Source organism: Cupriavidus sp. TMH.W2 (genome assembly GCF_050847365.1).
Lineage (GTDB): Bacteria > Pseudomonadota > Gammaproteobacteria > Burkholderiales > Burkholderiaceae > Cupriavidus.
Window position 1 is genome coordinate 205,517 of the sequence record NZ_CP193792.1, and the last position, 23,728, is coordinate 229,244.

Below are 23,728 nucleotides of genomic sequence, written 5' to 3' on the forward strand. Positions count from 1 at the left end.
CGGCAAATGACGCCAGAGGTCATCATGCGTTGCCGCTTTGTATCCCTCAGAACGACGTCCTGAACCCCACCTTCACGCTGCGTCCGGCCAGCGGCGCGATATCCCGCAGGATCGACGCTGCATTGCGTGCATCCTGGTTGGTCAGGTTGTCGCCGCGCAGGTACACCAGCGTCTGCGTGCCCGCCACCTTGAACTTGTAGGTCAGCGCCAGGCTCAGCAGCGTATAGGCGTCGGTCGGCGTGTCGTTGCTTGGCACGCGGGTCTGTTTCGCGGCGTAGGTCACGTCGACGCGCGCGCCCCACGGGCCGGCACCATACACCAGGGCGCCGCCCAGCCGCAGCGGCGCGAGGCGCGGCAGCGGTTCGCCGGTATTGCGGTTCTCGCCGCGCACGTAATCGGCGCGCGCCTCGAAGTCAAGCGTGTCGCTGGTGGTCAGCATTTTCTGCAGCAGCCGCGTCTTGCCTTCCGCCTCGAAGCCGTACAGCGTGGCCGGCACGCCCAGGTACTGGAATTCCGGCAGCGCACCCGGGCTGCCCGCGGCGACCACGTCGCCCGCGTCGTCGCGCGCGCGGCCGGTCGCGTTCAGCGCCAGGTAATTGGCAAAGCGGCTGTAGTAGCCCGACACGCCGGCGCTGTGCGCACCGGACTTGAAGCGCATGCCCAGGTCGATCGAGGTGGCCCGTTCCTTGTTGGCGTTGGGGTCGCCCAGCTCCCAGGCGCCGGTGGCCACGTGGGGGCCGTTGGCATACAGCTCGTAGAAGGTCGGCGCGCGTTCGGTGTACGACAGGTTGCTGGTCAGCGACCACAGCGGGTTGACCTTGTAGAGCAGGCCCGCCGAGGCGCTGGTGGCGTTGAAGCTGCGGCTGGCGTCGGTGAAACGGTCGTTGCCGTTGGCGCTGGCCTTGACGCTGCTGTGGTCCAGGCGCCCGCCCAGGTTCAGCTTGAGGTCGCCCGAGGCCGTCAGCGGCAGTTCCTCGAACACGAACAGCGCGGCATTGTCGGTGTTGGTGCTGGGCACGAATGCTTCGTCGCCCAGCGCCGAGAAGTCGGTATGGCCGAACTGCGTGCCGATCACGCCGGTCATGTTGCCGATCTTCGCGTGCCTGGCTTCGACGCGCGCATCCCAGCCCCGGTTCTTGAAGACCGTGCCGGTCTCGCCGTCCGCGATCTCCCGGTGCTCGTAGTCGGTGTAGCTGAACTTGCCCTTGACCGATTCAAACCAGCCGCCGGTGGTGCCGGCGAGGTTGCGCGCTTCGCCTTCCAGGGCAAAGCGGTCCTGGCGCATCTTCAGCCGCACGTCGTCCTCGGCGGGCGTGCCGTACTCGTTGCGGTAGGCGCTGTAGTTGGCGCCGACAAAGCCGTCGGCCCAGGTGTAGGAGCCACCCATCGAGCCGCCTTCCTGCTGTGCGCTGGTGTTGGGCAGGCGGCCATAGGCCTCGCTCTCGCCCGCGGGCAGCGGCTCGGCCGCGCGCAGGCGGTCGCTGCGCGCAAAGCCGGGGATGCGCAGGTCGCTGGTCTTGCGCGCGAAGGCGTCGGCATGCACGGCGAACCTGCCATTGCCGGCCTCGATCAGCGCGCTGGCGTTGCGCGCCTGGTCGCCGCCCGCGGTGGCGCTGGCATCGACTGCGCCGCCGATGCCTTCGATCGGCTCCTTGGGAATGCGGTTGTCGATCACATTGACCACGCCGCCAATGGCGTTGCCGCCGTACATCAGCGCCGCCGGGCCGCGCACCACCTCGATGCGCTCGGCCACCAGCGGGTCCACCGGCACGGCGTGGTCATAGGACAGCGTGGAGGCGTCGACCGTGGTGCCGCCGTTCTGCAGCACCTTGATGCGGTCGCCGTCCAGGCCGCGGATCACCGGCCGGTTGGCATTGGGGCCGAAATAGCTGGACGAGACTCCGGGCAGCTTGTCGAGCGTGTCGCCCAGCGTGCTGCCCTGGCGCACGGCCAGGGCGTCGCCGCCCAGGGTGGATACCGGCGCCACCATGTCATTGAGATCGCTGCCCAGCGGGTTGGCGGTGACGACGACTTCGCGCAGCGTGGCGGGGGCTGGCGGTGTGGCGGTGGCCGCGGCGGGTGCGGTATCGGTGGCAGGCGCCGTGGCGGTCTGTGCCAGCGCGGCGGGCGCCACCAAGGCTGTCGCCATGGCGGCGGTGAGGGAAGCGGCAAGGGCCGCCAGCGGGGTCAGGCGCGGTGCGCTGGTGGGTGCGGTGTAACGGTGTTTCTGGTTCTTCGACATGGCGCGCGGAGCGAGGCAATCGCAATCGGCCCGGCTGGCACGGCACTGCCTGGCACGGCGCCGGCCACCCGCGATGGGCGTGGCCGCGCAGCCGGAATGGGCAGGCGTTCAGCTCGGAATTGGTAAGGCCGGGGGCGCGGCGAGGGCCGCGTCCCGGATCAGGCGAGGGCGATGGCCGGCGCCGGCGGCGCGCGCGACTGGAAGGGGTGGGTAGCGGGCAGGTCGGGCCAGCGCCAGGCCAGGTTGGCCGGCTTGACCGGTTTGCCGAAGGCAAGCTGCGGCAACGGCAGCTTGCCGCACAGGGTGTCGGCAATGGTGGCGCCGTCGAACAGCACGCACGAGTGGCCGCTGAGCTTTTGCGCCAGCGGGTGCGGGTCGGTGTCGCTGGCCGAGGCGGCGTCGGCCGTTGTCATGGAGGCTACCGGCGCGAGCAGGCCGCCGTGCACGATGCGGTGGGTCAGCCCGGCATGCTGCGCCAGCAGCAGGCACAGCGCCAGCCACAGCGCGGACCAGAGGCCCGGGCCGTGCGCGCGCAGGCGGGCGAACCAGTCAGTGCGCATGCGGATGGCGGCCGTGGTTGCCATGATCGTGCCCGGGGTCGCCGCAGCCACAGTCATCGCCATGGTCGTGGCCATGGGCATGATCGTGGTCGTCGTCGAATTCGTCGACCCAGCCGGGGAAGGGGTCCGCATAGGTGGCCCAGGCTGCCGCGCCCGCGGACATCTCGGCATCGGTCAGCAGGCAGGCGTCGAGCCGGGCCTGCAGCGCTGCCTGGTTCAGGTCCAGGCCGGTCAGCACCAGTTCCTGGCGGCGGTCGCCGAAGGGCGCGGGGGCACCGCCGATCTGCATATCGGCTTCCACTTCGGCGCGCTCGGCGGTGTCGGCCGGCCATTCGGCCGGATCCAGCGCGGCCCACCACGCGCCGGCGCCGCCATGGCGGCACACGCCGCCCGACTGGTTCCAGTCGCCCGCGGTGTCCATGCGGCTGGCCAGCCAGAACAGGCCCCTGGAGCGCAGCACGCTGCCATGCTCGCGCAGCCATTCGGTATGGATCAGGTCGGCGAAGCGCTGCGGGTGGAACGGGCGGCGGCGGCGGTAGACCAGCATGGAGACGCCGCTGGCGCTGTCGGCGCTCACGGCCGGCACTTCGCCGCGCAACGCGGCAAGCCAGCCCGGCGCGTCAGCAGCGGCTTCAAAGTCGAAACGGCCGGTGCCCTGCACGCGCTCGGGCGGCACCTTGCCGAAGCTGGCCTCGACGATATCGGCGCGCGGGTTCAGCGCCTGCAGCACGGCGCGCAGGCGCGCCAGGTCGGCGGCGCTGGCGAGGTCGGCCTTGTTCAGCACGATCACGTCGCAGCATTCGACCTGCGCCACCAGCACTTCGGCCACGGTGCGGTCATCGTCCGGGCCCTGCGCCAGGCCGCGGTCGGCCAGGAACTCGGCCTCGTTGAGGTCGTGCAGGAAGGTGGCGGCATCGATCACCGTCACCAGTGTGTCTGCCTGCGCTGCCGCCTCGGGCCCGGCGCCGTGCTCGGCCTCGAACAGGAAAGCTTCGGCAATGGCCAGCGGCTCGTCCAGGCCGTCGGCTTCCACCAGCAGGGCGTCGAAGCGGCCTTCGGCGGCAAGCCGGGCGGTTTCGGCGAGCAGCGCCTCGGCCGACGGCAGCACCGTGGCCTCGCAGCCGGGCGGCAGCGGCGCCAGCGTTTGTCCATCCTGCGCGCCGCAGACCAGCACGCCGACACGGCCGCCGGCGCCATGCGCGAGCAGGTGGTTCAGCAGCGTGGTCTTGCCGGCGCCGGGGAAGCCGGACAACACGGTGACGGGCAGGCGATCAGCCATGGCAGGAAAGCAGGAAGGTTAAGACGCTAAGGGGGTCACAGCACGGCGCGCCCTGGGGCAGCGGCCCGTTGTTGCAACAAAGTTGCGAATTTACCAGAAAGGCCGGGTCGGCAACAACCGGACGAGTCTCAATGGTAGGCCGTGGCAGCGGCACGACAAAGCGTGCGCGGCCTGCTGCGGCGCGCCCGCCCACAAAAGCAAACGGCCCGGGTACCCGGGCCGTCACGTCACGCCTGCCGCGCCGGCGCTTCAGTCGCCGAACAGCTTCTGGCGCAGTTCGCGGCGTTGCTGGGCTTCCAGCGACAGCGTGGCCGTGGGACGGGCCAGCAGGCGCGGCACGCCGATCGGCTCGCCGGTTTCCTCGCACCAGCCGTAGTCGCCGGACTCGATGCGCTGCAGCGACTGCTCCACCTTCTTCAGCAGCTTGCGCTCGCGGTCGCGCGTGCGCAGTTCCAGCGCATGCTCTTCCTCGATGGTGGCGCGGTCGGCCGGATCCGGCACGATGACCGTTTCGCGCAGGTGTTCCGTGGTCTGGTCAGCGTTCTTAAGGATATCGTCGCGCAGCTGCTCAAGGCGGAGCTTGAAGAAGGCGAGCTGCGCTTCGTTCATGTAATCCTTGTCGCTCATCTTCAGGATTTCAGCTTCAGTCAGAAGTTTGTTGCTGCTCATGGTTGCTGCTGATTCTCTTGTTGATGCGGCCGGCGGCGTCTGGGTCCGCTCGGGTGCGCTGTCCGCGCGCTTGCGCGCCTCGGTTGTTTCACTCTGGCTGGCTGCAGTCTTGCTGCTTCGCGGGCCTCCCTTCGCTGCGCCCGCTTCGGCGTTCGCCGTACTGCCGCGGGGAGCGGGCGCGGCCTTCACAGGCTGCGCCTTGAGCGTCTCTGCCGCGGCACTACCTGTCTTGCTGCGGCTTTCTTTCGTCTTCGTTGCGGCTGTCATGGGGACACCTCTCTCTCGCGTCAGTCATTGACGGCGCGCGTCGGGGCACCCCAAGCGGAACAGGCGGTCTCCGCACGAAGCACTGCGACCGCACCTGCCGGCGGCCTGCCTCATGCTGACGACGACCGCCGCCCTGCAAGTCCACTGAACCAGGTGAATCGCGCCCGAGGCACAGCACAGCGGGTGCGTATTCCATCTGGCTCAGTGGACGCGATACTGGCAGCGGGAAAAAGGTGCGCCACCGGTATCAAATCCGGCCTATTGTACTTGAACAAATTTTTCCGAGATATGGGGAAAACCGGCTGGCGCTTCGGTATTTCCCCGGTACCCCGAACGGGGGACGGCCGCAAGGCGGTGTCTGGAGGGGCGCCGCCCATGGGGCGGCTGGCGCACTCAGGCCAGGCAGTTTTCCAGGCCCTTGAGGATGGCGTCGCGGGGCAGGTCCACGCCGATGAACACCATGCGCGTGCCCGGGGTCTCGTCATCCCACTTGGCGCCGATATCGCTGCCCATCAGCTGGTGGACCCCCTGGAACACCACTTTGCGGTCCACACCCTCCATATATAGTACGCCCTTGTAGCGCAACAGTTTTTCCCCATACACGGCCAGGATGCCGGACAGGAATTCCTCCAGCTTGCCGTAGTGGAAGGGCTTGTCGCTGCGGAAGACGAACGACGCGATGCGGTCGGTATGGTTGTGGTGATGGTGATGGTCGTGCGCGTGGCCATGGCCGTGGTCATGGTCATGGCCGCAGTCATCGCCGCAGTGCTCGCCGTGCTCATGGTCATGATCGTGCTCATGCTCGTCGACGCGCAGGAATTCCGGGTCGATCTCCAGCTTGGCGTTCAGGTTGAAGCCGCGCAGGTCGAAGATGGTGTCGATCGGCGCCTCGCCGAAGTTGACCAGGCGGATCGGCGCGCGCGGGTTCATGTGCAGCAGCCGGTGGCGCAACTCGGCCACGTCGGCTTCGGTCACCAGGTCGGACTTCGTGATGAAGATGGCGTCGGCAAAGCCCACCTGGCGCTGCGCCTCTTCCTGCTGGTCCAGTTGCAGGTGCGCGTGCTTGGCATCGACCAGCGTGATTACCGCGTCGAGCAGGTAGCGCGAGGCGATTTCCTCGTCCATGAAGAAGGTCTGCGCCACCGGGCCCGGGTTGGCCACGCCGGTGGTCTCGATCACCACGCGGTCAAAACCGATCTCGCCGGCGTCGCGGCGCGTCAGCAGCGTGGACAGGGCCTGCACCAGGTCGCCGCGGATGGTGCAGCAGATGCAGCCGTTGCTCATCTGCACGATCTGCTCGCGGCCGTCCTGCACCAGGATCTCGTTGTCGATGTTCTCTTCGCCGAACTCGTTTTCGATGACGGCGATCTTCATGCCGTGCTGCTCGTTCAGGATGCGCTTGAGCAGGGTGGTCTTGCCGCTGCCGAGGAAGCCGGTCAGGATCGTGACCGGAATCAGTTTGGACATTGTTGTTCTCCGGGTATGAGAGAAAGCTGATCAGTGAGCCGTTCAGTGCGAAGCGCCGCCGGGCGCGGCGGGCGTACGCTGGCCGCACTCGGCGCAGACGCCGTTCACGGTCAGTTCGACATGTTCGATGGCAAAGCCGCTGGGCACGCGCGGCGCGGCCGGCTGCACCGGGGCGCTGGCGTCGTCCAGGCAGAAGGTGCGGTCGCAGCGCGTGCAGTGGAAATGGCTGTGCTGGCGGTGCTCCTGCGCGCGCGCGGCCTCATGCTCGACCAGGCTGAAGCGGAATACGCGGTCGTTGCCGGCGCGCTTCTGCGCCACGCCCTGGTCCACCAGCCAGTCCAGCACGCGGTAGACGGTGACGCGGTCGATGGTCTCGCCCGCTTCGGGCAGGCGGTCGATCACGGCCTGGTGGGTCAGGGCCTCGTCGCTGCCGATCAGGCAGGCCAGGATGCACAGCCGCGGCTGGGTCACGCGCGCGCCCAAATGGCGCAGGCGTTCATGGGCGGCCGCCAGGGCCGCCGGGGTCGGGATTGCCGGTTCCGGCGCCGTGGCCGGCCGGTCCGGACTGGGACGGGTCATGGCCGGATTTAACCATAGGCCTACGGTTGATGCAATTCAGTTGCGTCAGCCGGGGCGGCAGTTTGCGCCTATGATCGGCACAGGACCACCCCAAAAGCGGAGACTACCCATGCTGAACGACGCCAGCGCGCTGCTGTTCCCGAATTTCGAGCCCTTCCGGCAGCACGTCGGCGAGGTCGAGATCGCCGGCGTGCGCGGCGGTTCGGGGCCGCCGCTGCTGCTGTTGCACGGCCACCCGCAGAGCCACCTGATCTGGCACCGGGTGGCGCCGGTGCTGGCCGACCACTTCACTGTGATCGCCACCGACCTGCGCGGCTACGGCAGCAGTTCGGCGCCGCCCGGCAATGCCGGTCATGAGCACTACAGCAAGCGCGCCATGGCACAGGACCAGGTGGCGCTGATGGCGGCCTTCGGCTTCAAGCAGTTCGCGCTGTGCGGGCACGACCGCGGCGCACGCGTCTCGCACCGGCTGTGCATGGACCATCCGGAGGCGGTCAGCCGCGCCATGCTGCTGGACATCGCGCCCACGCTGGCGATGTACGAGCGCACCAGCATGGCCTTTGCCGCCGCCTACTGGCACTGGTTCTTCCTGATCCAGCCGGCGCCGTTTCCCGAGACGCTGATCAATGCCGAGCCCGATTTCTACATTCAGAAACTGATGGGCCTGCGCCACGCGGGCCTGACACCGTTCGCCCCGGACGCCATGGCGGCCTACACGGCGGCGATGCGCGACCCGGCCCGCGTGCACGCCATGTGCGAGGACTACCGCGCCGCCGCCACCATCGACCTGGAGCACGACCGCGCCGACCGCGAGGCCGGGCGCAGGCTGGCGCTGCCGCTGCGCGTGCTGTGGGGCGAGCACGGCGTGGTGGCGCGCTGCTTCGAGCCGCTGGTGCTGTGGCAGGAGGTGGCCGCCGAGGTCAGCGGCCGCGCGCTGCCCTGCGGGCACTACATTCCGGAAGAGGCCGCCGAAGCGCTGCTCGAGGAAATGCTCGGTTTCTTCCGCTAAGCCGCGGCTCACAAACGCATCCCTTTGTAGCCGATCTCTGCCATATCTCCACGCTTTCCCGCCCTATGCGGCTGATTGCAGGCGGGTTAGCCCCTATACCTGCATATTGTCTGGTATTGCTAACATCAACCCCCTTCCTTGCCGTTTACGGCAGGGGAAGCGGAGCCGGCCGGCATGGTCCGGGAGCGCGGCCAGAAAGACCGCGCCAGAAGCGCCCCCGCACCAGCGGGGGCCGGGCCGGCGGCAACGCATTGCAGACGGGTATCACAGGGAACCAGGAGAAGAAAGCATGAAACGAGTGGCAAAGATGGTTGCGGCCGCGCTGGCAGTCAGCGCGATGGCCGTGGCGGCGGGCGCGTATGCCCAGGACTATCCGGGCGGCAAGCCGGTCTCGGCCGTGGTGCCGTTCGCGGCGGGCGGCCCCACCGACAAGGTCGCGCGCGAACTGACCGCGATCATGTCCAAGCATCTGGGCACGACCATCGTGATCGAAAACCTGGGCGGCGCCGGCGGCACCATCGGCGCCAAGAAGGTGGCTCAGTCCAAGAATGACGGCTACACCATCCTGATCCACCATATCGGCATGGCCACGGCGCCGGCGCTGTACCGCAACCTGGGCTTCGATCCGCTCAAGGACTTCGAGATGGTCGGCGAAATCGCCGACGTGCCGATGATCCTGGTCGGCAACAAGCAGCTGCCGCCGAACAACTTCAAGGACCTGCTGCCGTACATCAAGGCCAACGCCAGCAAGCTGTCCCTGGCCAATGCCGGCATCGGCTCGGCCTCGCACCTGTGCGGCCTGCTGTTCCAGAGCGCGATCCAGACCGAGCTGACCACCGTGCCGTACAAGGGTGCCGCGCCGGCACTGACCGATATCCTGGGCGGGCAGGTCAACCTGTTGTGTGACCAGACCACCAACCTCGCCGGCCATCTCAAGGCCAGCTCGGTCAAGTCGTACGCGGCCATGCAGGCGCGCCGCGTGGAAGCGTTCAAGGATGTCCCGACCGCGGCTGAGCAGGGCATGCCGGGCGTGGAAGTCAAGGTCTGGCACGCCATGTACGCGCCCAAGGGCACGCCCAAGCCGGTGATCGACAAGCTGTCCGCCGCGCTGCAGAAGGCCGTCGCCGACCCGACCTTCCGCGCCAAGATGGCCGAGCTGGGCGCCGAGGCCGTGCCGGCGCAGCGCGCCACGCCGGATTCGCTGCGCACCTACCTGAGCGCCGAGATCAACAAGTGGACCCCGGTGATCAAGAAGGCCGGCGTGTACGCCGACTGATCCATTGGGGTGATGCATGAGGCGCGCAGGCCGCAGGCCCGCGCGTTGCGGACAAGGGCCATGCGGCAGCGCATGGCCCTTCTTGTTTTCCGGCGGGGCGTCCGGCAGCCTGCCGGCAGGCGTCCTATATTGGGTCAGACCGGGCGGCGCTTCGCGGTGCACGCGAGAGGCCTTGAAACCGGCCGGGGGCGTCGCCAACTACGGTCCTGACATATTCACGGAAGCCACCATGGAACAGTATCACGGCACTACCATCGTCAGCGTCCGCCGCGGCAACCAGGTCGCACTGGGCGGTGATGGCCAGGTCACGCTCGGCAATATCGTGATGAAGGGCACCGCGCGCAAGGTGCGCCGCATCTACAACGGCAAGGTGCTGGTAGGGTTTGCCGGCAGCACGGCCGACGCCTTCTCGCTGCTGGACCGCTTCGAAGCCAAGCTGGAAAAGCACCAGGGCAATCTCACCCGCGCCGCGGTGGACCTCGCCAAGGACTGGCGTTCGGACCGCGCGCTGCGCCGGCTGGAGGCCATGCTGATCATCGCCGACCGCGACACCACGCTGGTCCTCACCGGCAACGGCGACGTGCTCGACCCCGAGGGCGGCATCGCCGCGATTGGCTCGGGCGGCGCATACGCGCAGTCGGCCGCCAAGGCGCTGATCGAGAACACCGACCTGGCGCCCAGGGACGTGGTCGAGAAGTCGCTGGGCATCGCCGGCGAGCTCTGCATCTACACCAACACCAACTTCGTCATCGAGACGCTGGAATAGGCGAAGGCCGGCCCTCCGGCCTGCAAGCCTGCCGCCCCCACTGAACGGATACCATGTCGCACACCATGACCCCGTCGGAAATCGTTTCCGAGCTCGACAAGCACATCATCGGCCAGAACAAGGCCAAGAAAGCCGTGGCGGTGGCGCTGCGCAACCGCTGGCGCCGCCAGCAGGTGGCCGAGCCCCTGCGCCAGGAAATCACCCCCAAGAACATCCTGATGATCGGCCCGACCGGCGTCGGCAAGACCGAGATCGCGCGCCGCCTGGCCAAGCTGGCCGACGCGCCCTTCATCAAGATCGAAGCCACCAAGTTCACCGAGGTGGGCTACGTCGGCCGCGACGTCGACACCATCGTGCGCGACCTGGCCGAGATGGCGATCAAGCAGACGCGCGAATCCGAGATGAAGAAGGTGCGCACCAAGGCCGAAGACGCGGCCGAGGACCGCCTGCTCGACGTGCTGCTGCCGCCGCCGCGCGATATCGGATTCTCGCAGCCGGAAGAGAAGGATTCCAATACCCGCCAGGTGTTCCGCAAGAAGCTGCGCGAAGGCCAGCTCGACGACAAGGACATCGAGCTGGAACTCTCCGCCGGCATGCCGAGCATGGACATCATGGGCCCGCCGGGCATGGAAGACATGACCGAGCAGATCCGCACCATGTTTGCCGGGCTGGGCCAGGGCAAGAAGGCGCGCCGCAAGATGAAGGTCAGGGAAGCCTTCAAGCTGCTGATCGACGAAGAGGCCGCCAAGCTCGTCAACGACGAGGAGCTCAAGCACAAGGCCATCGCCAATGTCGAGCAGAACGGCATCGTGTTCCTGGACGAGATCGACAAGATCGCCAGCCGCAGCGAAATCGGCGGCGGCGAGGTCTCGCGCCAGGGCGTGCAGCGCGACCTGCTGCCGCTGGTGGAAGGCACCACGGTGAGCACCAAGTACGGCATGATCAAGACCGACCACATCCTGTTCATTGCCTCGGGCGCGTTCCACCTGTCCAAGCCGAGCGACCTGATTCCCGAGCTGCAGGGCCGCTTCCCGATCCGGGTTGAACTGGATTCGCTGTCCGTGCAGGACTTCGAGGCCATCCTGACGCAGACCGATGCCAGCCTGACCAAGCAGTACCAGGCGCTGCTGAGCACCGAAGCGGTCAACCTGGTGTTCGCGCCGGACGGCATCCGCCGGCTGGCCGAGATCGCCTTCTCGGTCAACGAGAAGGTCGAGAACATCGGCGCGCGCCGCCTGTACACGGTGATGGAGCGGCTGCTGGAGGACCTGTCCTTCCACGCCACCCGATCGTCGGGCGAGACCGTGACGATCGATGCGGCGTATGTCGACGAGCGTCTGGGCGACCTCGCCGGCAATGAGGACCTGTCGCGCTACGTGTTGTAAAGCCAGCGCGAAGAGCAGAGCGGTTTTGGGTGGACCCAAGCCGCCCGACCTAGCCTAAGCAAGGTGTTCTCCCTCTTCCCTCATGGGGAGAGGGCCGGGGTGAGGGGTGGTTTAGCTAGGAACCACAAGAAGCGGGGCCAACGGTTTTTTCCAGCACGGCGGCTTCGGCACATGCCCGCCCTCACCCCCGGCCCCTCTCCCGCACGCGGGGCGCAAACCAGCAGCATGCAGAAGGAGGGCGCACCACGGTGCGCCTTTTTCATGTCAGTGCGTTTCCACCTGCCACACCCCGGTAACCCTCGTAAGCATTGGTAAGCGCGCTGGCGCAGCCCTGCCGGGCGATGCGACCCTTGCGCACCTTGACGGTCGATTGACCGGTGCGGGAGCCACCGCATCCCCATCAACTCACTGGCAGGAGAAATCAGATGGTCATCTACAAGACCCGCCGGGTTGTGCTCACCACGGGCGGCCTGCTGGCCGCGCTGGCCGCGGCGACTGCGTTCCTGTGCATCCGCCCGGCCATCCCGGCCGCCGAAGCGGCGCAATCGGGCACCATCGGCGCGGCTGCTGCCGCGGCGGCGGCGCTGGCGCTGGATTCGGGCGCGCTGGTCACGCTGGCGGACCGCCATGCCGGCGATGCCATGCGCGTCGCCGAAGACGGCACGGGGCCGGACGGTGCCGAGGGCCTGGACTGGGACTACGTGCAGCTGCGCCTGTAACCGGGTGCCATCCGGCAGCAAGGTTCAGCGCGACACCGGCCGCTTGCCCAGCTTGCGCTGCAAGGTGCGCCGGTGCATGTTCAGCGCCCGCGCCGTGGCCGAGATATTGCCGCCGTGCTCGGCCAGCACGCGCTGGATATGCTCCCATTCCAGCCGGGCCACCGACAGCGGCACCGGTTCTTCCAGCGCGGCCTGCGCCGCATCTTCAGACACGCCCGCCATCAGCGCGGTCAGGATCGAATCGACATTGGCCGGCTTGGCCAGGTATTCGTCCGCGCCTTGCTTGACCGCCGCCACCGCGGTGGCAATGCTGGCATAGCCGGTCAGGATCAGGATGCGCGCGTCGGGCAGGGCCTGGCGCAGCGGCGACACCAGCTGCAGCCCCGATTCGGCGGGCGCGGTGCTGCCGGCTTCCGGCGGCGGCTCCAGGTGCAGGTCCAGGGTGACGTAGGCAAACTCGGTGCGCGCTGCCAGCGCGAGCGCGCTGCGGCAGTCGTGCGCCACCTCCACGGCATAGCCGCGGCGCGTGAGCGCGCGCGCCAGCGTGCCGGCAAAGACTTCGTCGTCGTCGATGACCAGGAAGGGCGTGCCAGCCGGTGCGGTGGCTTCGGGTACCGGGGTATGGGTGTCGGTCATGGGGTGGATTGCGCGGTGGCGGCGGTGGCCGCGGATGCGGAAAAGGTGGAGAGCGCGGGCAGGCGCAGCTCGGCGATGGTGCCGCCGCCGGGGCGGTCATGCCAGGCCAGTTCGCCGCCCATCTGCCGGGCGGCGCTTTGCGCCAGGTACAGGCCGATGCCCTGGCCGCCGTGCTGGCTGGCCACCGGGGTTTCGCCCAGCTGGCCGCGCAGCGCTTCGGGAATGCCGTCGCCGAGATCGGCGACGCGGAATGACAGCCACGGCGCGGCATTGCCCGGCGCCATGGCGATCTGCAGCTGCAGCGGCTGCGTGCCGCGGCCGGCGGCCTGCTGGCTGCGCGCGGCGTTGTCCAGCAGGATGGTCAGGATCTGGCCTACGCGCGCGGTTTCCACCGCCTGCGCGCCGGCGCCCGGCGTGGCGATGGCCTGCAGGCTGGCATTGGGGTGGCGCAGCTGCCAGCGCTCGGCAAAGGCCGGCAGCCAGCCGTCGATGCGCTGCGGCGCCAGCGTGGCCGGGTCTTCGCGCAGCCGCGCCAGCGTTGAGCGGCACAGCGCCAGCTGCTGTTCCATGGTCTGCAGGTCGGGCAGGTAGGCGTGGATCGCGGTGGCGCCGCGGCCTGGCTCGGACGCATCGGCACGCAGCTCGCCGGCGATGACCGCCAGCGTGGCCAGCGGCGTGCCGATCTCATGCGCGACCGCGGCCGCCTGGCCGTTCAGGTCTTCCACGCGCGCTTCGCGCAACAACTGCTCGCGCGCCAGGTTCAGCTGCGCCTCGCGCTGGCGCAGCACGCCGGACAGGCGCGCCACGAACAGCGCGATCATCACCGCGCTGGCGACAAAGTTCAGCCACATGCCGGCCAGGTGGTAGTTCACCGCGTTGTCCGGGTTGTGCAGGTCCAGCGGCACATATTCGATCAGCAGCACCGTGTAGCAGGCCAGCGCATACAGCGCCAGCGCAATCACCTGGCGCCACGGCAGGATGGCGGCGGCAATGGCGAGCCCCGGCAGGTAGAACGAGACGAACGGGTTGGTTGCGCCGCCGGTGTAGAACAGGATGGCCGAGAGCGCCGTCAGGTCCACCAGCAGCTGCCCCATCAGTTCGGCCTCGGCGGGGGCGCTGTTGCGCCGCGTGTGCTGGCGCAGGCGCAGGCCGGTCAGCAGGTTGAACAGCGCCTGCAGCCCGAACACCACCAGAAGCGGCCCGTAAGGCAGGCGGATGCCGGCGATGGGTTCGCAGCACAGCACCGTCAGCGCCTGGCCGGCCAGCAGCGCCCAGCGCAGCCAGAACAGCCGGCGCAGCGTCACCTGGCCATGGCGGGCGGAGGGGGCGGCCGGCATTGGCGACAGGAACGGGAGGTCGGGCAAGCGGGTCACAGCGGCGGCGGTGGTCATGGCGCGAGTGTATCAATGCGGCCGCGGGGCACCGGTGCGTGCGACACCTTGCCGCATTGGCGCGGCGCCGCTCGGCCTGCCAGACTAGTCGGCTGCCTGCTGCGCGGCAGCCATGCCAGGCGCATGCACGGGCCGGCATGCCATGGTCTAATGTCTGCTTTCAGGAGAGCCTTTCATGCAAGCCAAATTCCGCTCGGCCACGCTGGCCGCGTCGATCGCCCTCGCCGCCGCGCTGGCATCCGGCGCCGCATTGGCCCAGGTCGATGTCAGCAAGGCCTGGGTGCGCGGCACGGTGCCGACCCAGACCGCTTCCGGCGCCTTCATGGTGCTGCATGCGCACGAGAACGCGAAGCTGGTCGGCGTGTCGTCGCCGGTGGCCACGGCCGAGCTGCACGAGATGAAGATGGAAGGCAATGTGATGCGCATGCGCCAGGTCAAGTCGCTGGACCTGCCCGGGATGCAGGACGTCGAACTGAAGCCGGGCGGCTACCACGTGATGCTGATGGGCCTGAAGTCGCAGCTCAAGGCGGGCGACACCGTGCCCATCACGCTGAAGATCGAGCAGGGCGGCAAGGTGATCGAGCAGAAGGTCACGGCCGAAGTGCGCGACATGGTGCCGGCTGCCGCCAGCGGCAGCCACGGCGACCACAAGCACTGACCGGTCTGGCCGCCAGCGCGGGGCGGATCCCATCCGACATCATGGCCAACAAGCAGCACGGTACCCGGCAGAAGCTGGTCTTTCGCGGCCAGGCGGGGGCCGGCAAGCCACCTGCCAGCCCCGCGCCGCGGCGTGAGTCACGGCCGCCGGCGCCGGCCAAACCAGCGGTGCGCCGTCAGCCGCGCAAGCTGATCGGTTCTTCCGATTCCTGACTGGCCGCCGCGGCCAGCACGCGCTCGCGCAGCCAGGTGAGGGCGGGATCGGCCTCGGTGCGCTCGTGCCAGATCATGCTGAAGGTGAAATCGTCCAGCGCAAACGGCGGCGCGAACACGGCGTAGCGCGGATCTTCTGCCAGCGCGGCCAGGCTGCGCCGCGCCGTGGTCAGCACCAGGTTGGTCCCCGCGATCAGTGCCGGCGCCACGCTCCAGTGCGGCACCACGCAGGCGATCTTGCGCCGCCCCCCCAGCCTGGCCACGGCGGTGTCGATCGCGTCCATGCGCTCGCTGTGCGTGGCGACCAGCACGTGCGAGCGCGCCAGGTAGGCCACCTGGTCGAGCCGGCCGGTGTCGCGCACGGTGGCGGCATCCACCGCGCACGCATAGCCCTCGCGGAACAGCTCGGCCGACTTCACGTCTTCCGGCTGTTGGGTGAACACCCCCAGCGCCATGTCGATCTCGCCGTCGGCCACCTGCGCGGTCATGCCTTCGCGGCTGGCCTGCGACACCACCAGGTCGATATTGGGCGCGGCCTTGCGCACCGCGCGCAGCAGCCGCGGCAGCACCACCAGCGCGCCGTAGTCGGACATCGCCAGCCGGAAGCTGCGCCGCGCGGTGGCCGGCTGGAAGCCGCCGGGCCCCAGCAGGATGCGCACCTGCGCCAGCGCCTCGGCCAGCGGGCCGGAGAGCTCGTGCGCACGCGCGCTCAGCACCAGGCCGCCCTTGCCCCGCACCAGGATGGGATCGTCGAGCAGCTGCCGCAGCCGCCCGAGCGCGTGGCTGACCGCCGGCTGGCTCAGGTGCAGCCGCAGCGCGGCGCGGGAGATATGGCGCTCGGCCAGCAGTGCTTCCAGCACCACCAGCAGGTTGAGGTCGATTCCGCGTAGGCTATTCATTCGGCGAATAATAAACGTACGAAAGCAGAATTGGAAATTCGCATTGCGATATTTCAAACTGTTGGCATCGCATCTTGCCCTATGGAACGCGCTATGTCAGGCACCGAGCTGCAGTGCGACGGCGCCGGCGGCACCTCAGCCAGCGGCGGCATCGGGGGCCTGAGCCGCTTGGCGGCGCGCCGCCAGGCAGGCGGGGCACAGACAGTGCTGGCCCGGCACGATCTGCCGCGCCGGCAGCAGCTGCTGGCTGGCGCACCAGCATTCCGGCAGCCCTGCCACGTAGCCGCAGACAAAGCCCGCGCCGCAGTGGCTGCAATGCTCGACCGGGCGCACCTGGCCAGTCAGCACGGCCGAGGCGTCGCTCATGGGCGGCTCCCGGGTGCTGGCGGGAAGGCGGGGGTTCGGGCCGGCGGCATGCGGTTGGCGTCAGGCATGAGGGTCAGGACTGGGGAACTGCTGCGCCAGGGTGCAAGCCAAACGGTTCAGGCGACAGCGCTGTTGCGCGGACGGAACGCCGGCCCGCTGCCTGGTGCCCCGTGGGGCGCTTGCAGGCCGCTCGCGGGCCATTCACGGCGCCGGGTTCGGCCGGCGGACTCGCGCCCCGCGCGGTTTCTTGTAAAATCGGCGCCTGCCGTGGCCGGATGGCGCACTTTCGGGCGATCCCCGTTGGTTACCGCCAGCTACGCGGCCGATTAGCCATCATACCTGTTGATTCTCACGGATGTCCCCCATGAACGCCGACAACCCCGGGCCTGCCGCAACCACGGTGGCCGCCATTGCTCCCGCGCTGAAAGCCGAGATCCTCGCCGAGGCCCTGCCGTATATCCGCAAGTTCCACGGCAAGACCATCGTGGTCAAGTACGGCGGCAATGCCATGACCGAAGAGAAGCTCAAGCACGGCTTCGCGCGCGACGTGATCTTGCTGAAGCTGGTCGGCATGAATCCGGTGGTGGTGCACGGCGGCGGCCCGCAGATCGACGAGGCGCTGAAGAAAGTCGGCAAGGTCGGCACCTTCGTGCAGGGCATGCGCGTCACCGACGAAGAGACCATGGAAGTGGTCGAATGGGTGCTGGGCGGTGAAGTCCAGCAGGACATCGTGATGCTGATCAACCAGTACGGCGGCCAGGCCGTGGGCCTGACCGGCAAGGACGGCGGCCTGATCCGCGCCAAGCGCCTGCAGATGCCCGACCGCGAGAACCCGGGCGCCTTTATCGATATCGGCTACGTCGGCGATATCGAGGCGATCAACCCGGCGGTGGTCAAGGCGCTGCAGGACGACGCCTTCATCCCGGTGATCTCGCCGATCGGCTTCTCCGACGACGGCCAGGCCTACAACATCAACGCCGACGTGGTCGCCGGCAAGATGGCCGAGATCCTGAAGGCCGAGAAGCTGGTGATGATGACCAACATCCCGGGCGTGATGGACAAGAAGGGCAACCTGCTCACCGACCTGTCCGCGCGCGAGATCGAAGAGCTGTTCGCCGACGGCACCATCTCGGGCGGCATGCTGCCGAAGATCTCGTCGGCGCTGGACGCGGCCAAGAGCGGCGTGCATTCGGTGCACATCGTCGACGGCCGCATCGAGCATTCGCTGCTGCTGGAAATCCTGACCGAGCAGGCCTTCGGCACCATGATCCGCTCGCACTGAGCGGAGCCCCGGGGCGGCGCCGGCCAAGGCCAGCCGCCCCGGCACATCCCATCATTCTCCGAGTTGCCCGGCGTGCCTTCCAGTCTTGCTCATCCGCGCCGTGTCCGCGCTCGCCTCTGCCGCCGCCCCGCTGGCAATACCTCCGGCGGCACCGTCTGGCTGTTCGATCTCGACAACACGCTGCACGACGCCTCGCACGCGATCTTCCCGGCGATCAACCGGCTGATGACCGCCTACGTGGCGCGCGTGCTTGGCTGCGACGAGGCCAGCGCCAGCCGCGTGCGCGTGGACTACTGGCAGCGCTATGGCGCCACGCTGCTCGGCATGATCCGGCACCACGGCGTGGACCCGGCCGACTTCCTGCGCGCCGCGCATGAATTCCCGGCGCTGGCCGACATGGTGCGGGTGCGGCGCGGGCTTGCCGCGCACCTGCGGCGCCTGCCCGGGCGCAAGATCCTGGTCACCAACGCCCCGCAGGACTACGCGCGCGCGGTGCTGGAGATCGCCGGCATCCGGCGTTGCTTCGAGCGCGTGGTGGCGATCGAGCAGATGTGGGTGCATGGCCACCTGCGGCCCAAGCCCGACCGCCGCATGCTGCGCCGGCTGCTGGCGCAGGCGCGCGTCGCGCCGCATCGCGCGGTGCTGGTGGAAGACACGGTGTCGCACCTCAAGCGCTACGCGGGCACCGGCATCCGTACCGCTTGGGTGACGGGCTACCTGCGCACGATCGCGCCATCGCGCCCGCACGACGTGCCTGCCGGATCCACCGCGATCCGCGACGACGGCAGCCGGCGCGATGCCGCGGTACGCTCGACGCTGGACGCGGAGGACCGGCGCCATGTCGGCCACGCCGCGCAGGAACAGTCGGTTACGCTGGTGGCCGCCGAGTCCCAGGCGCCGCAGGCACAGCCCGACAACGTGCCGCGCGTGCGCGCCCGCGTGCCGAACCGCCCGGCCTATGTGGACATAAAAGTACAATCGATGCATCAACTCCAACGACGAATGCGGAGAATCGGGTCATGACGCAAAGCAACGGGCGCGAGCCAGGGGCGGTCATTTCAGGCAGTGCGCAGGAGGCGCAGGACGCTGACCGGCAGCCGGCCGCGCCGGTGCGCAAGCGCCCGCGTCCGGGCGAGCGCCGCGTGCAGATCCTGCAGACGCTGGCCACCATGCTGGAGCACCCGCGCGGGGAGAAGATCACCACCGCCGCGCTGGCCGCGCGCCTGAGCGTGTCCGAGGCGGCGCTGTACCGGCATTTCGCCAGCAAGGCGCAGATGTACGAGGGCCTGATCGGCTTTATCGAGCAGACCGTGTTCGGCCTGATCAACCAGATCACCGACAAGGAAGAGCACGGCCTGCGCCAGGCCCACGCGATCGTGCGCATGCTGCTGTCGTTTGCCGAGAAAAACCCGGGCATGACGCGCGTGCTGACCGGCGAGGCGCTGGTGGGCGAGCATGAACGCCTGCAGGAGCGCATCAACCATTTGGTGGACCGCATCGAGGCGTCGCTGCGCCAGTGCCTGAAGATGGCGGTGACGCAGGCCGCCTTCCCGGCGGATGCCGATATCCCCGCGCGTGCCGCGCTGATCATGGCGGCGGTGCAGGGCCAGTGGCACCGCTATGCCAAGAGCGGCTTCCGCAAGTCGCCTTTGGACCATGCCGAGACGCACCTGCGGGTCTTGCTGGGCTAAGAACCCATTTGGCTTCTAATTCAACTTGCCGGGCCGATTGCTCTATAATTGCCCGGTCGCGCCGATTTGATGACTGGCTTGCGGGCGCGCGGCAGCCACGGGACCACGGTCCGGGGGCTTGCCACTATAAATGCGGCTAAAGAGGTTGGGTCGGCGCCCCATGCCACCACGGCAGTGGATGGCGCCGGCACGCGGAATCCCGCAAGGAATCCAGCGAATCCCGACTTGGCTGCGACGCTTGATACGCAAATGCCGGTCGGGTTTTTTTATGCCCGTTCGCCACGGGCCGGATTCCATGACTGATGTCGCCCTGCCGACCGCCGCGCCTGCCGCGTTTGACCTGCCGCCCGATTCGGTCGGCGTGGTCGCGCCGCAGCGCATGCACTTTGCCGAGCCGCTCAAGCTGCGCAACGGCTCGTCCATTGCCGGCTACGACCTGATGGTCGAGACCTATGGCACGCTCAATGCGGCCCGCTCCAACGCGGTGCTGGTGTGCCACGCGCTCAATGCCTCGCACCATGTGGCGGGCGTCTATGCCGAAGACCCGCGCGATGTGGGCTGGTGGGACAACATGGTCGGTCCCGGCAAGCCGCTCGATACCAACCGCTTCTTTGTCATCGGCGTGAACAACCTGGGCTCGTGCTTCGGCTCGACCGGGCCGATGAGCACCAACCCGGCCACCGGCGCGCCCTATGGCGCTGCGTTCCCGGTGGTGACGGTGGAAGACTGGGTCAATGCGCAGGCGCGCGTGGCCGATGCGTTCGGCATCACGCAGTTCGCCGCAGTCATGGGCGGCAGCCTCGGCGGCATGCAGGCGGTGGCCTGGAGCCTGATGTACCCGGAGCGCCTGCGCCACTGCATCGTGGTCGCGTCCACGCCCAAGCTGTCGGCGCAGAACATCGCCTTCAACGAGGTCGCGCGCAGCGCCATTCTGTCCGACCCCGACTTCCACGGCGGCAACTACTACGCGCATGGCGTCAAGCCCAAGCGCGGCCTGCGCGTGGCGCGCATGATCGGCCATATCACCTACCTGTCGGACGAGGACATGGCCGAGAAATTCGGCCGCGAACTGAAGAGCGAGGACATCCGCTTCTCGTTCGATGTCGAGTTCCAGGTGGAAAGCTACCTGCGCTACCAGGGCGACAAGTTCGCCGAGTACTTCGACGCCAATACCTACCTGCTGATCACGCGCGCGCTCGACTACTTCGATCCGGCGCTGGCCTACGGCGGCGACCTGACGCGTGCGATGGCGCAGACCCGGGCGAGCTTCCTGGTGGCCAGCTTCGGCACCGACTGGCGCTTTGCGCCGAGCCGCAGCCGCGAGCTGGTCAAGGCGCTGCTGGACAACAAGCGCCCGGTCTCGTACGCCGAGATCGACGCGCCGCACGGCCACGATGCCTTCCTGCTCGACGACCCGCGCTATCACAACCTGATGCGCGCCTACTACGACCGCATCGCTGAGGAGATCGGCGCATGAACGCCCCGGCCAATCCCAATATCCTGGCGCTGCGCCCCGACTTCCGCGCGATCGCGCGCTGGATCGAACCCAATTCGACCGTGCTCGACCTCGGCTGCGGCGACGGCAGCCTGCTGCGAGTGCTGCAGGACGAGCTCGACGTGCAGGCCTACGGCATCGAGATCCGCGACGAAGGCGTGCTGGCGTGCGCGCAGAAGGGCGTGCATGTCATCCAGCAGAACCTGGAAGGCGGCCTCGCGCTGTTCGAGGACAAGAGCTTCGACACCGTGATCCTGTCGCAGACGCTGCAGACCATCCACAACACCGCGCAGGTGCTGCGCGACACGCTGCGGGTCGGGCGCGAGTGCATCGTGTCGTTCCCGAACTTCGGCTACTGGCCGCACCGGCTGTCGGTGTTCCGCGGCCGCATGCCGGTGTCGGAATCGCTGCCTTACCAGTGGTACAACACGCCCAACGTGCGCGTGCTGACCATCAGCGACTTCGAGGCGCTGGCGCCCAAGGTCGGGCTGCGCGTGATCGACCGCGTGGTGATGCACGAAGGCGTGACCGTCAACTGGGGCGGCAACTGGCGCGGCAGCCTGGCGGTGTACCGGGTCTGCGCGGCCTGAGCCGGGCCGCAATCGCCGCCTTCTAGCCGGGCAGCGCGCCGGCCTGGTACTGCACCGCAAATTCTCCCGACGGCGGGATCGGCTTGATGATGTCGATCAGCACGCCGTTCGGGTCGGCGGTGATGAAATGGCGCTGCCCGAAGGCCTCGTCGCGCAGCGGCAGCAGGATCGGCAGCCCGGCCGCCCGCAGACGGTCATGCACCGCATCCGGGTCCTCCACCTCGAAATTCAGCAGCAACCCCTTGGCGCACTGCCCGCGCGCCGGGGCGGGGATGGTCTCGTGGCTGCCATCCAGCACGGCCAGGTTGACCGAAGGCTCGTCCGCCAGTTGCAGGTGCACGTACCAGTCGCTGGTGAACAGCGCCATGAAGCCGAAATGCCGCTGGTAGAACGCGGCCGTGCCGGCAACGTTGCCGGTCATGATGACGGGGTAGTAGCTGGTGACCTTCATGGATGCTCCTTTATTATTGAGATACATACAGCCTGTATGTAAAACAATATTAAGATACAGGCTGTATGTATGCAAGGAGGCAAGGCGTGGCCCGATCCAACCGCGAACGTACCGAGGCAACCCGCCAGGCGCTGACCGATGCCGCGCGCGCATTGTTTGTCAGCCGGGGCTATGGCGAGACCTCGACCCCTGACGTCTGCGCCGCCGCCGGCATCACGCGGGGCGCGCTGTACCACCATTTCGCCGACAAGCGCGACCTGTTCCGGCACGTGCTGGCCGAGGAAGCCGCGGCAGTGGCCGCCGATATCGAGGCCGCCACGCCGGCCGGGCGAGACCCGGCCGATGCGCTGCTCAGCGGGGCGCAGGCCTACCTGGAGGCGATGACGGTGCCGGGCCGCACGCGCCTGCTGCTGGTGGAAGGGCCGGCCGCGCTGGGTTTGCGCGAGATGCTGGCGCTGGACGAAGCCAATGCCGCCCGCACCCTGCGCGAGGGGCTGGAAGCCTCGGGCGTGGACCCGCAGGGCGACGTGGCGCCGCTGCTGTCTGCGGCGTTCGACCGCGCCGCGCTGGAGATCGAGGCCGGGGCCGAGGCCGCACGCGTGCGCGACGCGATGCTGTGGCTGTTGCGCCAGGTCCTGGCGAAAGCGCCCGGCTGATCAGCGCGGTGAGTCGCCGGCGGTGCCGGCCAGGTGGTCGACAAAAGCGCGCACCTTGGGCGGAACGTGCCGCGTGGGCGTATAGACCGCGAAGACCGTGCCGATATAAGGCGGGCCAGATCGCCGGGCTGCAGATGGTGCTGGGCGTGGTCGCCAACCAGCTGGGCTGGAGCCTGCCGCTGTGGCGGCGGGCGCAAGGCTGATGCGGCGCCACGGAGCCAGAGGCTGGAGGCTTGCCGTATTGACCCGAACGCTGACTACGGTTAGTGTAGGCAGCAGATCGAACGATCGTGCTATTCACTGCATGCCAACAACCCACACCAGCCATGTCCATTGCGCCTCAGACTCAGACGGCCATTGCCGCCAGCCCGCTCCATCCCTTTGACGATGCGCTGGCGCTGGAGCGGGCCGGCGAACACCGTTTCCTGGGCCGTACCACGCCCGCATACTGGAACATGATCGGGCCGTTCGGCGGCATCACCGCCGCCACGCTGCTGCAGGCGGCGCTGGATCATCCGCAGCGCCTGGGCGACCCGGTTTCGCTGACCGTCAACTTTGCCGGGCCGATCGCCGAAGGGCCGTTCGAGATCGAGGCGCGCCCGGTGCGCACCAACCGCTCGACCCAGCACTGGACGCTGGAGCTGCGCCAGGGCGATGCCGTGGCCACCACCGCCACCGCCATGTTTGCGGTGCGGCGCGAGACCTGGACCTGCGGCGAAGCGGTGATGCCCGAAGTGCCGGCCGCCCACACCCTGCCGGCCATGAGCGGGTTTGCATCGGTGCGCTGGCTCAAGTCCTACGACATGCGTCCGGTGCGCGGCGCCAAGCCGACCGCCGAGGCCGGCACCGAGCATCCCGACAGCCTGACGCAGTTCTGGCTGCGCGACGCACCGGCGCGCACGCCGGACTTTGCCGCCGTGGCGGCCTGGGCCGACAGCTTCTACCCGCGCATCTTCCTCAAGCGCGCGGGCTTCGTGCCGGCCGGCACGGTGTCGATGACCACGTATTTCCATGCCGACGCAGCCACGCTGGCCGCGCTGGGCGACAGCCACGTGCTGGCCAGCGCGCAGGCGCAGGTGTTCAGGCAGGGCTTCTTCGACCAGCGCGCGCAGTTGTGGAGCGCGGCCGGCGAGTTGATCGCCAGCTCGCACCAGATCGTCTACTACAAGGAATAAGTCTGGCC

24 protein-coding genes are annotated in these 23,728 nt (G+C 68.5%); 13 read left to right on the plus strand and 11 right to left on the minus strand.

Annotated elements, in window-relative coordinates; genetic code table 11:
* Positions 1-46: 46 nt before the first annotated feature.
* From ACREYQ_RS00960 to ACREYQ_RS00985, 6 genes are all read right to left on the minus strand, one after another.
* A complete protein-coding gene (locus ACREYQ_RS00960) occupies positions 47-2,242 on the minus strand; it encodes a TonB-dependent receptor (RefSeq protein ID WP_432258955.1) in 2,196 nt (731 codons plus the stop codon).
* Between the two features lie 158 nt (positions 2,243-2,400).
* The gene (locus ACREYQ_RS00965; RefSeq protein WP_432258956.1) at positions 2,401-2,826 is read right to left on the minus strand and encodes a hypothetical protein; all 426 of its coding nucleotides are present in this window, start codon (positions 2,824-2,826) and stop codon (positions 2,401-2,403) included.
* Complete coding sequence (locus ACREYQ_RS00970; RefSeq protein ID WP_432258957.1) at positions 2,792-4,081, minus strand: GTP-binding protein; 1,290 nt, start codon at positions 4,079-4,081, stop codon at positions 2,792-2,794. Before ACREYQ_RS00970 ends, ACREYQ_RS00965 begins: the two co-directional genes overlap by 35 nt.
* 249 nt (positions 4,082-4,330) lie before the next feature.
* Positions 4,331-4,750, minus strand: a complete 420-nt coding sequence (gene dksA / locus ACREYQ_RS00975; RefSeq protein ID WP_432258958.1) for an RNA polymerase-binding protein DksA — start codon at positions 4,748-4,750, stop codon at positions 4,331-4,333.
* 660 nt (positions 4,751-5,410) lie between these two features.
* Entirely contained in the window at positions 5,411-6,484 is a 1,074-nt protein-coding gene (locus tag ACREYQ_RS00980; RefSeq protein WP_432258959.1) for a CobW family GTP-binding protein, read from the minus strand.
* A 42-nt stretch (positions 6,485-6,526) separates the two neighbouring features.
* The gene (locus tag ACREYQ_RS00985) at positions 6,527-7,063 is read right to left on the minus strand and encodes a Fur family transcriptional regulator (protein ID WP_432258960.1); all 537 of its coding nucleotides are present in this window, start codon (positions 7,061-7,063) and stop codon (positions 6,527-6,529) included.
* A gap of 109 nt (positions 7,064-7,172) precedes the next feature.
* Between ACREYQ_RS00985 and ACREYQ_RS00990 the strand changes: the two genes are divergently transcribed.
* From ACREYQ_RS00990 to ACREYQ_RS01010, 5 genes are all read left to right on the plus strand, one after another.
* Positions 7,173-8,072 carry an alpha/beta fold hydrolase gene (locus ACREYQ_RS00990; protein WP_432258961.1) on the plus strand — a complete coding sequence of 300 codons (900 nt, stop codon included), beginning with the start codon at positions 7,173-7,175 and terminating at the stop codon, positions 8,070-8,072.
* Between the two features lie 289 nt (positions 8,073-8,361).
* Complete coding sequence (locus ACREYQ_RS00995; RefSeq protein WP_432258962.1) at positions 8,362-9,348, plus strand: tripartite tricarboxylate transporter substrate-binding protein; 987 nt, start codon at positions 8,362-8,364, stop codon at positions 9,346-9,348.
* 229 nt (positions 9,349-9,577) lie between these two features.
* Positions 9,578-10,114, plus strand: a complete 537-nt coding sequence (hslV, locus tag ACREYQ_RS01000) for an ATP-dependent protease subunit HslV (RefSeq protein ID WP_078194830.1) — start codon at positions 9,578-9,580, stop codon at positions 10,112-10,114.
* Positions 10,115-10,167: 53 nt separating this feature from the next.
* A complete protein-coding gene (gene hslU / locus ACREYQ_RS01005; protein ID WP_432258963.1) occupies positions 10,168-11,499 on the plus strand; it encodes an ATP-dependent protease ATPase subunit HslU in 1,332 nt (443 codons plus the stop codon).
* Positions 11,500-11,924: 425 nt separating this feature from the next.
* Positions 11,925-12,218 carry a hypothetical protein gene (locus ACREYQ_RS01010; protein WP_432258964.1) on the plus strand — a complete coding sequence of 98 codons (294 nt, stop codon included), beginning with the start codon at positions 11,925-11,927 and terminating at the stop codon, positions 12,216-12,218.
* Between the two features lie 24 nt (positions 12,219-12,242).
* Here the strand turns inward: ACREYQ_RS01010 and ACREYQ_RS01015 are convergent, their stop codons facing one another.
* Complete coding sequence (locus ACREYQ_RS01015; protein WP_432258965.1) at positions 12,243-12,854, minus strand: response regulator transcription factor; 612 nt, start codon at positions 12,852-12,854, stop codon at positions 12,243-12,245.
* The gene (locus tag ACREYQ_RS01020) at positions 12,851-14,245 is read right to left on the minus strand and encodes an ATP-binding protein (RefSeq protein ID WP_432258966.1); all 1,395 of its coding nucleotides are present in this window, start codon (positions 14,243-14,245) and stop codon (positions 12,851-12,853) included. Before ACREYQ_RS01020 ends, ACREYQ_RS01015 begins: the two co-directional genes overlap by 4 nt.
* A 175-nt stretch (positions 14,246-14,420) precedes the next feature.
* Between ACREYQ_RS01020 and ACREYQ_RS01025 the strand changes: the two genes are divergently transcribed.
* The gene (locus ACREYQ_RS01025; RefSeq protein ID WP_432258967.1) at positions 14,421-14,903 is read left to right on the plus strand and encodes a copper chaperone PCu(A)C; all 483 of its coding nucleotides are present in this window, start codon (positions 14,421-14,423) and stop codon (positions 14,901-14,903) included.
* Between the two features lie 175 nt (positions 14,904-15,078).
* Here the strand turns inward: ACREYQ_RS01025 and ACREYQ_RS01030 are convergent, their stop codons facing one another.
* Complete coding sequence (locus tag ACREYQ_RS01030) at positions 15,079-16,014, minus strand: LysR family transcriptional regulator (protein WP_432258968.1); 936 nt, start codon at positions 16,012-16,014, stop codon at positions 15,079-15,081.
* A gap of 135 nt (positions 16,015-16,149) precedes the next feature.
* Positions 16,150-16,380 (minus strand): cysteine-rich CWC family protein, encoded by a 231-nt coding sequence (locus ACREYQ_RS01035; RefSeq protein ID WP_432258969.1) that lies wholly within the window; start codon positions 16,378-16,380, stop codon positions 16,150-16,152.
* Positions 16,381-16,744: 364 nt separating this feature from the next.
* Here ACREYQ_RS01035 and argB point away from each other — a divergent pair, with 364 nt between their 5' ends.
* The 5 genes from argB to metW all read left to right on the plus strand — a co-directional run bounded on the left by argB (position 16,745) and on the right by metW (position 21,438).
* Complete coding sequence (gene argB / locus ACREYQ_RS01040) at positions 16,745-17,662, plus strand: acetylglutamate kinase (RefSeq protein ID WP_432258970.1); 918 nt, start codon at positions 16,745-16,747, stop codon at positions 17,660-17,662.
* 72 nt (positions 17,663-17,734) lie between these two features.
* Positions 17,735-18,685 carry a pyrimidine 5'-nucleotidase gene (locus ACREYQ_RS01045; protein ID WP_432258971.1) on the plus strand — a complete coding sequence of 317 codons (951 nt, stop codon included), beginning with the start codon at positions 17,735-17,737 and terminating at the stop codon, positions 18,683-18,685.
* Positions 18,682-19,353, plus strand: a complete 672-nt coding sequence (slmA, locus tag ACREYQ_RS01050; RefSeq protein ID WP_432258972.1) for a nucleoid occlusion factor SlmA — start codon at positions 18,682-18,684, stop codon at positions 19,351-19,353. The genes ACREYQ_RS01045 and slmA overlap by 4 nt, the downstream gene beginning before the upstream one ends.
* A gap of 295 nt (positions 19,354-19,648) precedes the next feature.
* The gene (gene metX / locus ACREYQ_RS01055; protein WP_432258973.1) at positions 19,649-20,830 is read left to right on the plus strand and encodes a homoserine O-succinyltransferase MetX; all 1,182 of its coding nucleotides are present in this window, start codon (positions 19,649-19,651) and stop codon (positions 20,828-20,830) included.
* Positions 20,827-21,438 carry a methionine biosynthesis protein MetW gene (gene metW, locus ACREYQ_RS01060; RefSeq protein WP_432258974.1) on the plus strand — a complete coding sequence of 204 codons (612 nt, stop codon included), beginning with the start codon at positions 20,827-20,829 and terminating at the stop codon, positions 21,436-21,438. The genes metX and metW overlap by 4 nt, the downstream gene beginning before the upstream one ends.
* A 22-nt stretch (positions 21,439-21,460) precedes the next feature.
* Here the strand turns inward: metW and ACREYQ_RS01065 are convergent, their stop codons facing one another.
* Positions 21,461-21,889, minus strand: coding sequence for a VOC family protein (locus ACREYQ_RS01065; protein WP_432258975.1), 429 nt, complete (start codon positions 21,887-21,889; stop codon positions 21,461-21,463).
* Between the two features lie 65 nt (positions 21,890-21,954).
* On the opposite strand from ACREYQ_RS01065, the gene ACREYQ_RS01070 reads away from it, so the two are divergent.
* Both ACREYQ_RS01070 and ACREYQ_RS01075 read left to right on the plus strand, forming a co-directional pair.
* Positions 21,955-22,545 carry a TetR/AcrR family transcriptional regulator gene (locus ACREYQ_RS01070; protein ID WP_432258976.1) on the plus strand — a complete coding sequence of 197 codons (591 nt, stop codon included), beginning with the start codon at positions 21,955-21,957 and terminating at the stop codon, positions 22,543-22,545.
* Positions 22,546-22,871: 326 nt separating this feature from the next.
* Positions 22,872-23,720: an acyl-CoA thioesterase gene (locus ACREYQ_RS01075; RefSeq protein ID WP_432258977.1), complete on the plus strand. Its 849-nt coding sequence runs from the start codon at positions 22,872-22,874 to the stop codon at positions 23,718-23,720.
* Positions 23,721-23,728 lie beyond the last annotated feature (8 nt).